Genomic DNA, 13,965 nt, shown 5'->3' with positions numbered 1-13,965 from the left:
GGTGCTGCAGATGTTGCGTTCCATAAATACAGACGGAATCTGGGCATATAGCGATCATTTGCCCGCAGTGGCAGAGCATAATCGGGTTTCGCTTGGTGAAGGACAATCGCCGCTTGTAAAAAGCGTTCGGATCGGGCAGGAGCTGGGCTTGCCAAATCTTTATTTTAAATTGGAGTCGCTTAATCCGACGGGCTCGTACAAGGATCGGATTTCGGCGATGGCGGTATCGCTTGCGAAGGAGCATGGCAGCAAGGGGTGTGTCGGCACGACTTCAGGCAATGCCGGCGGATCGATTGCCGCTTACGCCGCGCGGGCAGGGGTAAAATATCATGTCTATGTGCAGGAAAACATTGTCGCTTCCAAGCTTGAGCCGATGATTGTCCATCAGGCGGACATTATTCGGGTTAAGGACTTCGGCTTCGAGCCGGAGGTCGGCAATCGCGTTTTCCGCAAAGTGCTGGAAAATGCCGAGCAGCATAACTGGGAACTGGCGATTACCGCTTATGCCTTTGCCCCGCTGGCCATGGAGGCGGTCAAGACGATTGCCTATGAGGTGGCGGAAAGGCTGACAGCGGATGCGGTATTTATACCGGTCGGCGGAGGCGGCCTGTTGACGGGAATTTATAAGGGCTATGCCGATTTAGTACAAGAAACGGCCATGAAGCAGCTGCCCAAATTGATCGCTTGCCAATCAACCGGATGCGCCAATGTGGCGAATGCATGGAAGCAAGGGCTGACGGAGCCGGCAGCGGGGGCGTCTACGGCCAAAATTTCCGGCATTCAAGTGCCTAATCCGCCGGATGGCGCGCAGGCGCTGCAGGCGCTGCGAGCAAGCGGCGGGTTTGCCGAAGCGGTGCCGGATGAGGATACATGGTATTGGCAGGAGCAGCTGGCGGTCAAAGAGGGCATTTTCTGCGAGCCTGCCGGGGCGATTGCTTTGGCGTCTGCTGTGCAAGCATTAAAGGCGGGACGCATTGCTGCTGATGAGCAAATTGTCTGCCTCGTGTCCGGGGCTGGCTACAAGGATGCCGACCGGATGAGCGCGATCGTCAAAAAAGCGGCGGAAGTGCCGCTGAAGACGGTTGACGAGCTGTAAGTATTCGGAGGGACGGGGGAGACAGGATGATAAGGATCGGGATTGTCGGCCTTGGCCGGTTTGCCCAGCTGCATATTGCTTGCTTGCAGCAAATGCCGGGCGTGCAAATTGTTGCCGTATGCGATATTGACCGGGAGCGGGTAGAGACGTGCAAGCGGGAATTGAGCTGCAGCGGCTATACGAATGTGGAAGCGATGCTGAAAGGCGAGCAGCTGGATGCGCTTGATGTGCTGACACCGGAGCAGCATCATTATGCGGCTGTCATGGCAGGATTGCAGGCAGGCTGCCATGTGTTTGTCGAAAAGCCGCTGGATAGCGGACTTGAGCAGGCCGAGCAAATGGTTCAGGCGGCTGCGGCATGCGGACGGCTGCTGATGGTCGGGCATGTGACCCGGTTTGATCCGCGGCATATGGAGATGAAGCGGGCGATCGAGCGCGGGGAAATCGGCAAGATCCGTTCGATCTATGCACGGCGCAGCGACCGGAGGGAGTATTTTGGATTATACAAGCGTTCTCCTGTCGTTATGATTCTGGGTGTTCATGATATTGATCAAATTTTGTGGGTCATGAATGAGCTGCCAGTGGAGGTATACGCTCGCAGCTCCTCCTCTGCGGAAGGGGAAGATATGGTCTGCGCCATGCTCATCTTCCGGGACGGAGCTGTAGCGATGATCGACTGCAACTGGCTTACCCCGGCAGGCTGGCCGGCAGCGCAGGATCAGTTCACGCAAATTATGGGTGATGCGGGAGCATTGCGGATGCAGACGCCTGATTCGGTCAGCATTTGTACGGAAACTAGGCATGATCATCCTTTCTTATATGCGGTGCGCAATGTCTATGACCGGATGGAAGGACCGCTTGTGTCGGAGCTGAGCCATTTTATCGATTGTGTGCGCACAGGCGAGCCTTCCGCGATTTTGCGGCCTGAGGATGCGCTCAATGTTATTCGCGTCGCTGCGGCGATCATTCGTTCCTGTGATGAGGGACGTCCGATTCGGATGGATGTATAGAACAGGTCAATTACAATTAGGGAGGAAAAAAGCATGAGCCACAGCTTTTATCCGGCGCTGGGTACGCCGCTTGATCAGGAAGGGAATTTGCTCGTTAACAGCTTTGTTCAACATATTGAGGATCAGATGAATCACAAGGCTGAAGGCTTGTTAATTATGGGGTCGATGGGCATTCAGCCGAATATTAAGGATGAGCAATATGGCAAAGTAGCTGAAATCGGGGTGCAAGCGGTAAAAGGGCAGCGTTCGGTATATGTCGGCGTGATGGATAATTCGATTGCCCGTGTGCAAGATCGGATCGAGCGGCTGCGGGGGCTGAGGCTGGACGGGGTAGTGGCGACAGCGCCTTTCTATTTTGCAAGTTCACAGGGAGAGGCTCAAGCCTTCTATCGGGCGATTGCGGACAGCTCGCCATTCCCGCTCTATCTTTATGATCTGCCGGGCGTTACGCAGTGCAAACTGCAAGCAGCTACTGTGATCCAGCTTATGCAGCATGCCAATATTGCCGGCATCAAGACTGGCGATTTGGCTTTGGCTCGCGTGCTGTATCGCCATGTACAGGAATCGGATAGCGCCTTCGAAGTGATATACAGCGGTCTGGACACATTCGATGCAGCTTATCAATATGGAATAACAAAGACGCTGGACGGAATGTTCAGCTGTACGGCAGAAACGTCGGAACGGATGTATGCCGCTTTGCAGGCGGGCGAGCATGAGCTGGTAGCGCAGCAGCTTGATCTCATAATCGGATTGCGCAACGTATTTGTCGAGGTCGGCGTCTTCCCGGGGTTCACGCATGCGATGAATCTGCTCGGCTTTGCAGGGAACTTCCATCCTGACTACTGCCCGCCGCTCAATGGGCAGCAGGCCGAACGCGTCAAGCAATATATGCAGCATATGAAATTGATCTGAGCGGGGAAGGAGAGGCATTGCGATGATTACACGATTAGCAGCGGATCAATTTCAGCTGGATGCATTCGCCGGCGGCGTGAAGGAGCAGCTTGTTTTAACCTATGAGGATGCGGACGGGGCTGTCGCGGAACTGCCTGTTCATCTCCTCAAAGGAAGCGAGCCTGGGCCTGTTCTGCTTATCCTCGCCGCTGTTCACGGAGATGAATATGAAGGTGTGCAGACCATTATCGAGCTTGGAAGCATGCTTTCGCCTGCACATATACGCGGCACGCTGCTGATGGTACCAGTTGCGAACCGCTATGCCTACCGGGCTGCAGACCGTCTATCCCCGGAGGATGGACGCAATCTGGCGCGGGAGTTTCCCGGTGACAAGGAAGGAAGCCAGACTCAACGGCTAGCCTGGCATCTGGGACAGGCTTTGATCGACAAAGCCGATTTTTTGCTCGATCTGCATAGCGGGGGAACGTATTATGAAGTAGCGGAACTAGTCGGCTATTATCATAATGATCAGAGCGATATAGGGCGGCGCTCCAGAGCGGCGGCGGAAGCTTTTGGCATGGAAGTGCTCTGGGGGCATGCAGAGGTGGCGCCGGGCCGTACGGTTTCCTATGCCGGCTCGCGGGGCATTCCGTGGCTGTATACGGAGGCGGCTGGCGGCAGGCGAATCAAGCGTGAGGAGCAGCTGCGATTTCGGCTCGGCGCGCTGCGGTTAATGCAGCATCTGCAGATGCTGCATGAGCCTGACCGCTGGCTGGCGCAGCACGCATCTTCAGCTGCTCCAGCCGCTCCAATTGCTCCCGTCAAGCTTCGCTATCGGCTGGCCGGGGACGGCGATTTTGACGGATCGGTTGCCGCGGATGAAGCGGGCTTCTTTATCCCTGTTGTCGAACTGCTGCAGCAGGTGAGCCAAGGCGAGGAAATCGGCAGCTTGTACAGCGAGTTCGGCGAAGTGAAGCAGCGTTATACGGCCAGCTGTGACGGCGTTATAGTTGGCTTGGCTGGTACGCCGGTCATCGCGCCGGGCTCTATGATCTATACGATTGCCCTTGTACATGAAGCGTAAATGAAAGCTGAAGGGGGAATACTCGCGTGTTGAACACGATGAACAAGCTGGATAGCGGCGGTCACGCGCTGATTGTATGCATCGGAGATTCGATCACCGAGCAGAACTATCATTTGCATGGGAAGCTGAATTATGTCGGCCAGCTTACGGAACGGTTGATGACACGTTACAACCGCCGTACTATGGTCGTGAATGCCGGCAAAAGCGGCGACACAACAGGCGGGATTTTGGCAAGACTGACGCGTGACGCATTGCGGTTTCAGCCGGATCTCGTCACGGTAATGATCGGCATGAACGATTCTGCCGGAGAGCGAATGCCGCTCGGCGAGTTTAGAGAAAATTTGGAGCAAATCGTTAACCGGATCAGAGAAGCGGGCAGTGAAGCGCTGCTGCTGACGCAAAATATGCTCGACTATCAAATCAGGGAAGAGGCGGTTGAGACCAGGCGGCTGTATCCCCGCTATGCCGATGCCGTAAGAGAGGCCGCTTCGGCCTGCTCTGTGCCGCTTTGCGATGTTTATCGGCGTTGGGAGGAAGCGACGGGCGGGCAGACGAACGCGCATCTAATGCTTATGCACGACAGCATCCATCCCGGAGAGCAGGGGCATGTCCTTATATATGAGGCGCTATGCGGCACCTTAAATATTTCTGAATAACAGTGTTGAGGCGTATACGTCCCGTTCCGTACAGGAAGGAGGTATACGCTTTTGTTTTTATGGCGGCCGGGCGCAATCGTTGCTATACTGTGAAATACAACAATATAGGGGGCGGAAAGTATGAGTTCAGTCATTCGTCAGACCTTCAACTTGCGGCATTCGTTGACAGGCAAGTTTATCCTCATTTTGTCCATCGTATTGTTGGCAACGTTTTCATTGACAGCGCTCATTACCTATCAGCTGCATAGAGATATTGCGGAAACGGAAATAAGCGAGCAGTTCGGCCAGCGTGTAGAGCAGGTGGCTGCCCGGATCGACTTGCGGCTGCAGGATGTGTATCGCGTATCTGATCAAATTGTGCTGAACAGCGAAGTGCAGCGATATTTTGCCAAGCTGAATAAAGGAGAGGTGCCGGGCGTCGGAACACAAAAGGATCTGAGTCTTGTTTTAAATCAATTGATGTACTCCGTGCCGAATATGTTGACGATGTATTTGTTCGATCTGGGCGGGGGTTATTTCATGCCCAATGGCTCCAGCATGCCTTATGAATTTGGCGAAAAGGCGCGCGAGCAGGCGACAGAATTGCTGGGAGCTTCGGACGGGGAGCTGGTCTGGCTCAGAGCGGCTACGCTTGGCTACAAAATCAACTATTTCAGCCGGGAGCAGGGGCCGGTCATTGTGGCGGCACGTTGGATGAAGGACAAGAATGCCAATAAATTCGGCTTGCTTGTTCTCGTGATGCATGAAAGCATTTTGGCCAATGATTTGAATAATGTAATCTCAGGCAATGAAGGGCGCGTATATTTGTTGGATAAACGCAGCAGCCTGCTCTATACGGACGAGAATGATCCGGACAAGCTGGAAATGCCGCTGCTGCAATCGGTCGCTGCACCGGAAATCAAGCAGGTGAACGATACGCCTTATTTGTTCGCCCAGGCTGCGACCAGTCTGACCGGTTTTAAAGTCATTAGCCGTGTATCGATGTCCACTGTTCGCGATAAAAGCAAGATCATTCCGCAAATTACGCTGCTCAGCGCCTTCATTAGCGTAGTCATCGCCAGCGCGCTGGTTGCACTGACGACCAAAAGGCTGCTGCTGCCGTTGCGCACGCTTGTACGGGGGATGAAGCGGGTAGAGGACGGCAATTTGCATGCCCGGATCGAGGTGCGCACGAAGGATGAACTGGCCTTGATCGGCCAGCGCTTCAATTCGATGCTTGACCATATCGATACGCTGATCAAGGAAGGATATGAGAAGCAGCTGCGCGAGCGGGAAGCGGAGCTGACGTCGCTGCAGGCGCAGCTGAATCCGCATTTTTTGTACAATACGCTTGATCTGCTGCACAGCAGAATGTATATGCGCGACGACCGGGAGACGGCGGAACTGGTTATCAATCTGTCGGAGCTGCTGCGCTACGCATTGGAGCCGGCCACGACGGAGACGGTGCTTCGCGACGAGCTGGCGCAAATCGGCAATTATTTAAGTCTGCAGCAGGCTCGTTCGGCCGATCATCTTGAAATCGCCGTCCAGGCTGATGAAGGGGTGCTTGATTGCCCGATTGTTCGTCTGTTATTGCAGCCGCTCGTAGAAAATGTGTTTGTTCATGCCTTCCGCGATCAGGCCGGATTAAAGCGGCTGCTCCTTGCAGCTTATCGCAGCGAAGACTTTTTGATAATCGAAATCCAGGACAATGGCTGCGGCCTGCCCTATGAGCGTTTACGGGAAACAACGGCCGGCCGGCAATCGCTGGATCAGGGCAAGGGAAGGCGGCGCCAAAGTCTTGGACTCCGCAACGTCATTCGCCGGATTGAGCTGATGTATGGCGCCCCTTACCGGCTGGAGATGGAGAGCAGGCCTCGAGCGGGCACGACGATGCGTCTTTATTTGCCCTATGGAAAGGAGAAACGCTGATGATCGGGACAGTACTTATTGTAGATGATGAAGCTTTCGTACGCGATACGCTGCGCAAGATGATTCAGACCAACCGGCTTGGCTGGACAGTGATTGCCGAGGCTGCCAACGGCAAGGAGGCAATTGCGCTGATGGAAGAGTGGGAGCCGGATCTGGTCATTACTGATGTGCGCATGCCGCTTTTGGACGGTCTTGAATTGGCGGAATGGATCCATCATCACCGAGAGCGCACGAAGGTTGTTATTTTGACCGGATACCGGGACTTTGAATATGCGCAGACTGCGCTTCGCTATGGGGCGCTCGAGTTTCTGCTCAAGCCTTGTCCGGAGCGCGAGGTGTGCGCGGTGCTTACGAGGCTCTATGGCCAATTATGCGAGGAGGAGCATGCTGCCCGCATTCGGGAGCGCTGGCTGGAAGATACGACTTTTCGCGCTTTATTTTATCGGCTGCCGAGTGATCCGAAGGTTGTGGAACAAATGCGCCCGGCCTTGATCGGGCTAAGGCTTTGCCTTGTCAAAGTAGACAGCTTTTTCCCGGCAACGAGAAGCTATGGCGCGGCAGACATGGCCATTCTGCAGTTCGCTGTAGGCAATATTATACAGGAGCTGGCGGAAGGGCAGTATGATCCGGCGCGGATTGTGCTGCTTGATCAGCAGCATTACGCCCTGTTTATCGGCAAATCAAAGCTTACGGGCCCCGATAGCTACGCGGTCGTGCTGCCCGAGCTGGTGACAGCCAAAATAGGCGAGCTGCTCGATATTCCGGTAACGGCCCGCTATATGGGAATCGTGGACGATTTGGAGCAATGGCCGCAGCTGTTGCAGGAGTTTGCTGTCGTAATGCAGCAGTCTGCCGCACCGGAGGAGGTAGCGCCAGCGCCGCCTGCGCTGGCGTTCGAGCCGAATTATGCGAAGCTACTGGAGATGGAAGGGGATTTCATGTCTTTCATCGTCCTGGGGAGGCCGGAATTGCTTGAGCGGCATTTGGAGGAAAGACGCGTGAAAATCGCACAGATGCCGCCTGAAGAAGCGCGGCTGGAGGCGCTGGCCTGCGCGCTGACCTTGGATGCAATCGCCCGCAAGCATCTGGAGTATGAGGGGCAATTCATCAATATGGAACGGGAGCTTCTTGGCTTGGAAAGTCAAGGTGGGCCGGGGAATGCAGCAGAATGGCTGACGAGCATTCTGCAGCAATTTACCGCGCTACTGTCCCGCTGGGCGGGCCGCAAGCAGGTTGGCGTTATTGAGCGCGCACTGTCGTATATCGAACAAAACTATATGGATCGCTGTCCGCTGCAAAAGGTAGCTGCGCATGTCTATTTGCACCCGAATTATTTCAGCGCGTTGTTTAAGCAGGAAACGGGTCTCGGCTACACGCAATATTTAACCCAGCTCCGGCTGGAAAAGGCCGGGCTGCTGCTGCTCCATACCGATGCCCGGGTTGCGGAAATCGCCCGTGAGGTCGGCTATGACGATCCGAATTATTTCTCTACCCTGTTCAGCAAAAAATATCAGATGTCGCCAAACGAATACCGTAAACGCCATGATGGTGGCGGCGCCTCTGGCAGCATCTTAAAAAATTCAAGATTCACATGATAACTTTCAAGGTGAGCCTGCCAGCGATCCGTTAAAGTAAAGATGAGGCAAACATAAGGGAGGGTTCACATGAAACGAGTTTCGACGATCCTATTGCTTTTGGCGCTTGTAACGGTGACGGCATTGGCCGGCTGCTCTTCAGACGGCGGCAATGGCGGCGGCTCAAAGGAAGCCGGCAATACAGCGGAACCAGGGAAGTCAGCGGACAAAAATATAGTCATTGAATATTGGTCGACACCAACATTCAAAAATGTGGAGGGCGATTCCGACCCGAATTTCGGCGATTGGGAGCAAAAAAAGATCGATGAATTTGTAAAAGCAAATCCGAATGTGAAAATCAACTTTCAAATGGTGCCCTTTGATGCCATTGAGCAAAAAATGACGATCGCGCTTACCGGCAACAACCCGCCTGATATTTTGCTGGACGGACTCGACCGCCGGCTGATGAAATATGTCAAGTTTGATAAGAATGAGCCTTTGGACGATTTTATTGAAGCCGATAAGTCCGATTATAATCAAGAGGTTTTGAATACGCTTACGAAGGATGAGCGTCTGTACGGTATTCCGGTCATGATTTCCTCGCGGCTCATGTTTATTAACAAAAAGCTGTTCGAGGACAAAGGACTGGGCCAGCTTATACCGGCCAACCGGGAGTGGACGTTCGAGCAATGGCGGGATGCGATGAAGCAGGTTTCGGGGGGCGGCATACATGGCACCGCGTTGTTCGCGGCAAGCGAACAGGCGGATGAAATGAACTTAATGTACCTGTTCGGCGCTGGAGCTGAATTGTGGAATGAGGACAGCACGGAAGTCGTGTTGAATAAATACCCTCAAGCAGCCGAGGTGCTGCAGACGCTGAAAGACATGGTCGACGAAGGCAGCATTGCGCCGGGAGCGGCGACGATGAACGGTGTCGATGTGCTGGAAATGTTCAAGCAGGGGAAAATCGCCATGCTGCCATGGGCGATGACGATGTACGGGCTTATCGACAACGGTAAGCTGGACGGTTCCGTTAACCCGGATGTGGATCTGTACGGCATTTTGCCCGTGCATAAGGAAGGGGTGACGCCTAAGGTGCCAGGCGGCATTACTGGCTACACCGTATTCAAGCAAAGCGACCCGGACAAACGTGAAATGATCAAAAAGTTTCTTAACTTCATGCTGACAGCGGACAATGTGCAAAAGCTTTCCAAAGCGAATACCGGCTTGCCGGCCCGTACTTCTTCTTTCTATGAATATCCGTCGGCGGATATGACGGCTGTCATGAGCGAGGTCGCCAAGCTGCCGCAAGCGAATCTGGGCGCGGCTTCACCGGTGTATGCCGAAGTGCGGCAAACCTGGTATCCGGCGCTGCAGGCCGTGCTGCTTGGCCATATGACGCCGCAGCAGGCGATAGACGATTATGTGCAAAAAGCGAATAAAGTGATTGCTGATCAGCAGTAATGGCCTATAAGCTGTAAAGGAGGAGAGTCCCTGAACACGACGACGAATATGCCGGTGCAAGGGCAAGCCGCTGCCAATGTGCAGCGGCATCGCGGCCCGTCGCGCCAGACGCGCAGCTTTTTGTGGGGATATTTTTTCATCCTTCCCAATCTGGTGCTGACACTTATTTTTTTCATCTATCCGTTATTTGAAGCCTTTCGGCTTAGCTTTTACAGAGCGGGGCTGGCAGCCACAGAGTTTATCGGGTTTGACAACTATGTGCGTATTTTTCAGGAGCCCATGTTTGTTCGCTCGATCGGCAATACATTCCTGTTTGTCATCATTATAGTTCCGGTCATTGTTATCGCCTCATTCTCGTTGGCTGCTTTCATGCAAAGCTTGTCGCCGCGAATGAAAACGATGTTTCGCATGTTTTTCTACTTGCCGGCTGTCTGCACACCGGTCGTCCTGACGATGGTCTGGTCATGGATGTACAATACAAACACAGGTCTGCTCAATTATGTAGTCGGATTGTTCGGGATCGGGCCGGTAGAATGGCTTGGCACACCTTCAATGGCGATTATTTCGATCTGTGTAGTGGTCATTACGTGGTCGATTGGAGAGCCGATTATTCTTTATCTTGCTTCCATGGACTCCGTGCCGAAGGAATATTACGAGGCAGCCGAAATCGATGGCGCTTCGCCATTTCAGCGGTTTCTTCATATTACTCTTCCGGCAATCGCCAATACGAGCCTATTCGTTATTTTAACGACGACTATTGCCGTTTTCCAGATTTTTGTCGTTATTCAGCTGCTGACAGGCGGAGGGCCGTTCTACAGCACGGAAACGCTAGTATTTACCATCTACCGGACGGCCTTTGTATCAGTGGAGTTCGGGCTGGCATCAGCGCAAAGTGTCATCTTGTTTTTGATCATCATGGTCATATCGTTAATTCAGTTGAAATTTTTTAAACCGAAGGTGTAAGGGGAGGCTTTGCTATGAGAATAGCGTCAATAGCATGCAAGTACATTATATTGAGCGCGGCCGCCCTTTTTCTTGCCTTTCCGATCTATTGGATGATAACAGGCGCCTTCAAGCCGAGCTTGTCGCTGTGGGCTACGCCTCCAGAATGGTTTCCGAAAACGTTCACGCTGCTCCATTTTGAGCAATTGTTCGACCGCAAGCCGACACTGCGCTGGATGTTCAATAGCTTGTTTACCTCCATGGCTGGTGTGTGCCTGATCCTGCTCTTTTGTTCCATGGCCGGTTATGCTTATGCCAAAAAGAAGTTTCCCGGACACCAGCTTTTATTTTTTCTGGTCATTGCCACAATGATGATGCCGCGTCAAGTGACGCTTGTACCGCTCTATCTGCTTATCTCCGATTTGGGCTTGCTTGATAGCTATTCCGGTCTGCTTCTGCCCATATTGGCCTTCCCGTTCGGCGTATTTCTTGTCCGGCAATTTGTACGCTATATACCGGATGATTTGCTGCAGGCAGCGAGTATGGATGGCGCAGGGGAAGTGCGCATCTTTGTGCAAATGATTTTGCCGCTATTGCGGCCTGCGCTTGGAGCGCTGGCGATCTTCTCCTTTATGGCGGTCTGGAATGATTACATCTGGCAGTTGATCGTCCTGCAAAAGGAAACGATGAAAACATTGCCGCTCGGCGTATCCTCGCTCATCCGCGAAGGAATGTCGATCAACTACGGCTTGGCTATGGCCGGGGGCGCGCTCGCCGCACTGCCGCTCATTATTTTGTTCCTCTCCTTCCAAAAGAGTTTTATTAACGGCATTGCGCTTGGTTCGGAAAAATAAAAAATTTACAGTCAATTGCGGGTTACGGCGGCATCTGAAAGGTGCCGTCTATTTCTTATGCCTGCGATGAATGCATTGACGGTAACAAAGTGCTGGTGCTATATTTAATGGTAATACCATATTATATATCAATGATGGAAGAGGTGGAGCAATGGAATGGAACAGCTGACTGATCGCATTTATTTAATAGGGAGCGGCTTATTAGGAAGTAGAATATCGGATGATTATGACTGCAATATTTATTTTGTATCGGCTGGGGATACAGGAATAATAATAGATTGCGGATCAGGGAGAAATACATGGAAGCTGCTGGATAATCTTGCGCAGCACGGATTTTCCGGTGAGCAGCTGGAATGGATTATTTTGACGCATGCCCATGCGGATCATTCCGGCGGGGCCGCCATGCTGCAGCGGCGATTTGGCTCCAAGGTGGTTTGTTCGAAGCAGACGGCTCGTCTTATGAGCGGCGGGGAGGAGGCGCTCAAGCTTGGCGAGGCGCGTGAGCAGGGAATTTATCCGGCGGACTATCATTATGAGCCATGCGAGCCTTCGCTCATGGTCGAGGATGGCGATATCCTGCGCTGCGGCGGCGTGGAGGTTCATTTTCTGGCTTCACCCGGCCACAGCCATGATCATATGAGCGTTTATATTCCCCAGCTTGCAGCGCTGTTCTGCGGCGATGTTTTATTTTCGGAAGGACGAATAGCCGTGCAGCAGGCGGACGATTTTTCGCTTGAAGAGCTTTCCGCCAGTATACGCAGATTGGAAGCACTGCAAGTGAAGGACTTGTTCCCGGGACATTTGCAGCCGTTATGCGGCGATTACGGGGAGACTTTGGCTGCAGTGGCCCGGCGGTTTGCGGCGGGAGAAATACCAGAGAGCATTGTGTGAGAGCAGTGTGTTCTACATAGGTGCGGGAATGTTGTTGCCGGGATGGATAGTGCAGTACCATCTCGGACTGGGAGCAGTCAATAGCGGTGGCAGCCCTCGCGTTAGCGAAGTTGAACTTGCCTTCACAATCGCTTAAGGCCTGATGCCGCACCGTCTGTCTTAATTTCTGATAGCCGATACAACAAATGGATTGTGGAAGTTTTATTACGAATGGCTTATATTTTAAGGGCGAATCTTGCATTTTAGCTGATTTTTTTGGGGGGGAACGAATTGAACGTGCAAACGAAGCTTGGCAGTGCAAAAGCCGACATTACACCACTCGAACCGCTTCCTCTAGCCGGTTTTGGCAGTCGGAAGGGCAATAATGAAGGTGTTGCGCAGCGTTTGTACTTGCGCGTGTTTCTGTTTGAACAGGAGGGAGAGCAACCTTCCGATAAACGGAGGATGCTGCTGACTGAAGCCGACATTCTCCAATGGCCATCCGACAAGATGGAGGAATGGCGACGTACGATCAAGATCAGGTGGGGGATCGAGCCAGATGCCGTCATCCTGCAAGCATCCCACACACACGGCGGTCCTCAGACGGGTACGAATTTCTTGCCGATGGTCGGCCATTATTCACCCTCGTTTGTAAATCTGTTGGAATCGAAATTGTTCTCCGCGATCGAGCAGGCATGTGCCAATATTGTGCCTGTTACCGCTGAAATCGGATATGGCAAATGCGGAATTGGCATTCATCGGCGGAGATTGCTCGGCGGCTATATCGAGATGCTGCCTGACGATACGGTGCCGATCGACCGGGAGGTAACGGCCATCAGGTTTCGCACAGAGGAAGGCTCGACTAAAGCGGTGTTGTTCCACTTTACATGCCATCCGACAAGCAGTGCCGAAAATCGGGTAACAGCCGATTATCCAGGAGTAGCGATGGAGACGGTTGGGTTATCACTGGGGGAGGGCGCAATTGTCGGGTTTTTACAGGGCTGCTGCGGGGATATTCGCCCTGCGCTCATAGAAGGCGATCGCTTTCGCCGCGGTACTGATACGGATTCCCGTCGACTCGGCAATGAGCTGGCCGCTGAAGTGCTGCACATTCTGCAATCGCCTATGGAACAACTTAACTTTTTGCCGATTCAGGCAACAGGCATTTCGCTCGAGCTTCCTTATCAGTCTGTCCCTTCTGCCGAAGAGTTGGAGAAGTTGCTGGAAGATGACGGCGTTGACGGCGAATGGAGTCGTCATCTGCGGGATTATCCCGAACGGCTTCAGCCCACGCTGCCTTTTCGCATAACGCTTGTACAAGTAGCCGATAGACTGTCTTTTATGGCGATGAGCGGCGAAATGGTGAACGCGTATGGCGAAGCAATCAAGCGTATTTCCGGCCGCAGAGCACTGCCGCTTGCCTATAGCAATGGCTTGATCGGGTATGTTCCAACCGCTTCGCAAATCCGGGAGGGCGGTTATGAATCGGTTGGTTCGGTTAAATACTTCGGATTGCCCGCTCCATTCGCCGAATGTATCGAAGAGGAACTTATGCTTGGAATCACTAACTTGTGGAAGCCTTACCTAAATAAATGATCAGAGACGGAGGCATA

General features: G+C 53.1%; 12 protein-coding genes. All 12 read left to right on the top strand.

Going from position 1 to position 13,965, the window contains the following annotated elements; genetic code table 11:
* The first annotated feature begins 10 nt into the window (after nt 1–10).
* On the top strand, nt 11–1,096 hold the full coding sequence (locus tag ACFQ0N_RS16690) for a threonine synthase (protein WP_379328093.1): 1,086 nt from the start codon (nt 11–13) through the stop codon (nt 1,094–1,096).
* A gap of 26 nt (nt 1,097–1,122) precedes the next feature.
* Entirely contained in the window at nt 1,123–2,106 is a 984-nt protein-coding gene (locus ACFQ0N_RS16685; protein ID WP_379328091.1) for a Gfo/Idh/MocA family protein, read from the top strand.
* A 33-nt stretch (nt 2,107–2,139) separates the two neighbouring features.
* The gene (locus ACFQ0N_RS16680; protein ID WP_379328089.1) at nt 2,140–3,018 is read left to right on the top strand and encodes a dihydrodipicolinate synthase family protein; all 879 of its coding nucleotides are present in this window, start codon (nt 2,140–2,142) and stop codon (nt 3,016–3,018) included.
* Between the two features lie 22 nt (nt 3,019–3,040).
* Nucleotides 3,041–4,081 carry a succinylglutamate desuccinylase/aspartoacylase family protein gene (locus tag ACFQ0N_RS16675; protein WP_379328087.1) on the top strand — a complete coding sequence of 347 codons (1,041 nt, stop codon included), beginning with the start codon at nt 3,041–3,043 and terminating at the stop codon, nt 4,079–4,081.
* Between the two features lie 26 nt (nt 4,082–4,107).
* Nucleotides 4,108–4,737 (top strand): SGNH/GDSL hydrolase family protein, encoded by a 630-nt coding sequence (locus tag ACFQ0N_RS16670; protein ID WP_379328086.1) that lies wholly within the window; start codon nt 4,108–4,110, stop codon nt 4,735–4,737.
* 120 nt (nt 4,738–4,857) lie between these two features.
* Nucleotides 4,858–6,648, top strand: a complete 1,791-nt coding sequence (locus tag ACFQ0N_RS16665; protein ID WP_379328084.1) for a cache domain-containing sensor histidine kinase — start codon at nt 4,858–4,860, stop codon at nt 6,646–6,648.
* Nucleotides 6,648–8,243 (top strand): response regulator, encoded by a 1,596-nt coding sequence (locus ACFQ0N_RS16660; protein WP_379328082.1) that lies wholly within the window; start codon nt 6,648–6,650, stop codon nt 8,241–8,243. The genes ACFQ0N_RS16665 and ACFQ0N_RS16660 overlap by 1 nt, the downstream gene beginning before the upstream one ends.
* Before the next feature lie 69 nt (nt 8,244–8,312).
* Nucleotides 8,313–9,686 carry an ABC transporter substrate-binding protein gene (locus ACFQ0N_RS16655; protein ID WP_379328080.1) on the top strand — a complete coding sequence of 458 codons (1,374 nt, stop codon included), beginning with the start codon at nt 8,313–8,315 and terminating at the stop codon, nt 9,684–9,686.
* A gap of 48 nt (nt 9,687–9,734) precedes the next feature.
* Nucleotides 9,735–10,649 (top strand): carbohydrate ABC transporter permease, encoded by a 915-nt coding sequence (locus ACFQ0N_RS16650; protein WP_379328078.1) that lies wholly within the window; start codon nt 9,735–9,737, stop codon nt 10,647–10,649.
* A 14-nt stretch (nt 10,650–10,663) separates the two neighbouring features.
* A complete protein-coding gene (locus tag ACFQ0N_RS16645) occupies nt 10,664–11,482 on the top strand; it encodes a carbohydrate ABC transporter permease (protein ID WP_379328076.1) in 819 nt (272 codons plus the stop codon).
* A gap of 156 nt (nt 11,483–11,638) precedes the next feature.
* Nucleotides 11,639–12,373: an MBL fold metallo-hydrolase gene (locus ACFQ0N_RS16640; RefSeq protein ID WP_379328074.1), complete on the top strand. Its 735-nt coding sequence runs from the start codon at nt 11,639–11,641 to the stop codon at nt 12,371–12,373.
* A 276-nt stretch (nt 12,374–12,649) separates the two neighbouring features.
* Complete coding sequence (locus tag ACFQ0N_RS16635; protein WP_379328619.1) at nt 12,650–13,948, top strand: neutral/alkaline non-lysosomal ceramidase N-terminal domain-containing protein; 1,299 nt, start codon at nt 12,650–12,652, stop codon at nt 13,946–13,948.
* The last annotated feature ends 17 nt before the right edge of the window (nt 13,949–13,965 follow it).

Source organism: Paenibacillus sp. GCM10027626, from assembly GCF_042676285.1.
Taxonomy (GTDB): domain Bacteria; phylum Bacillota; class Bacilli; order Paenibacillales; family Paenibacillaceae; genus Paenibacillus_Z.
This window is presented reverse-complemented; position numbering and strand designations above follow the sequence as displayed.

Excerpts from the sequence above, each read along its gene's own strand:
- ACFQ0N_RS16690 (WP_379328093.1), top strand. The coding sequence starts at position 11 with ATGTTGCGTTCCATAAATACAGACGGAATCTGGGCATATAGCGATCAT.
- ACFQ0N_RS16685 (WP_379328091.1), top strand. The coding sequence starts at position 1,123 with ATGATAAGGATCGGGATTGTCGGCCTTGGCCGGTTTGCCCAGCTGCAT.
- ACFQ0N_RS16680 (WP_379328089.1), top strand. The coding sequence starts at position 2,140 with ATGAGCCACAGCTTTTATCCGGCGCTGGGTACGCCGCTTGATCAGGAA.
- ACFQ0N_RS16675 (WP_379328087.1), top strand. The coding sequence starts at position 3,041 with ATGATTACACGATTAGCAGCGGATCAATTTCAGCTGGATGCATTCGCC.
- ACFQ0N_RS16665 (WP_379328084.1), top strand. The coding sequence starts at position 4,858 with ATGAGTTCAGTCATTCGTCAGACCTTCAACTTGCGGCATTCGTTGACA.
- ACFQ0N_RS16660 (WP_379328082.1), top strand. The coding sequence starts at position 6,648 with ATGATCGGGACAGTACTTATTGTAGATGATGAAGCTTTCGTACGCGAT.
- ACFQ0N_RS16655 (WP_379328080.1), top strand. The coding sequence starts at position 8,313 with ATGAAACGAGTTTCGACGATCCTATTGCTTTTGGCGCTTGTAACGGTG.
- ACFQ0N_RS16650 (WP_379328078.1), top strand. The coding sequence starts at position 9,735 with ATGCCGGTGCAAGGGCAAGCCGCTGCCAATGTGCAGCGGCATCGCGGC.
- ACFQ0N_RS16645 (WP_379328076.1), top strand. The coding sequence starts at position 10,664 with ATGAGAATAGCGTCAATAGCATGCAAGTACATTATATTGAGCGCGGCC.
- ACFQ0N_RS16640 (WP_379328074.1), top strand. The coding sequence starts at position 11,639 with ATGGAACAGCTGACTGATCGCATTTATTTAATAGGGAGCGGCTTATTA.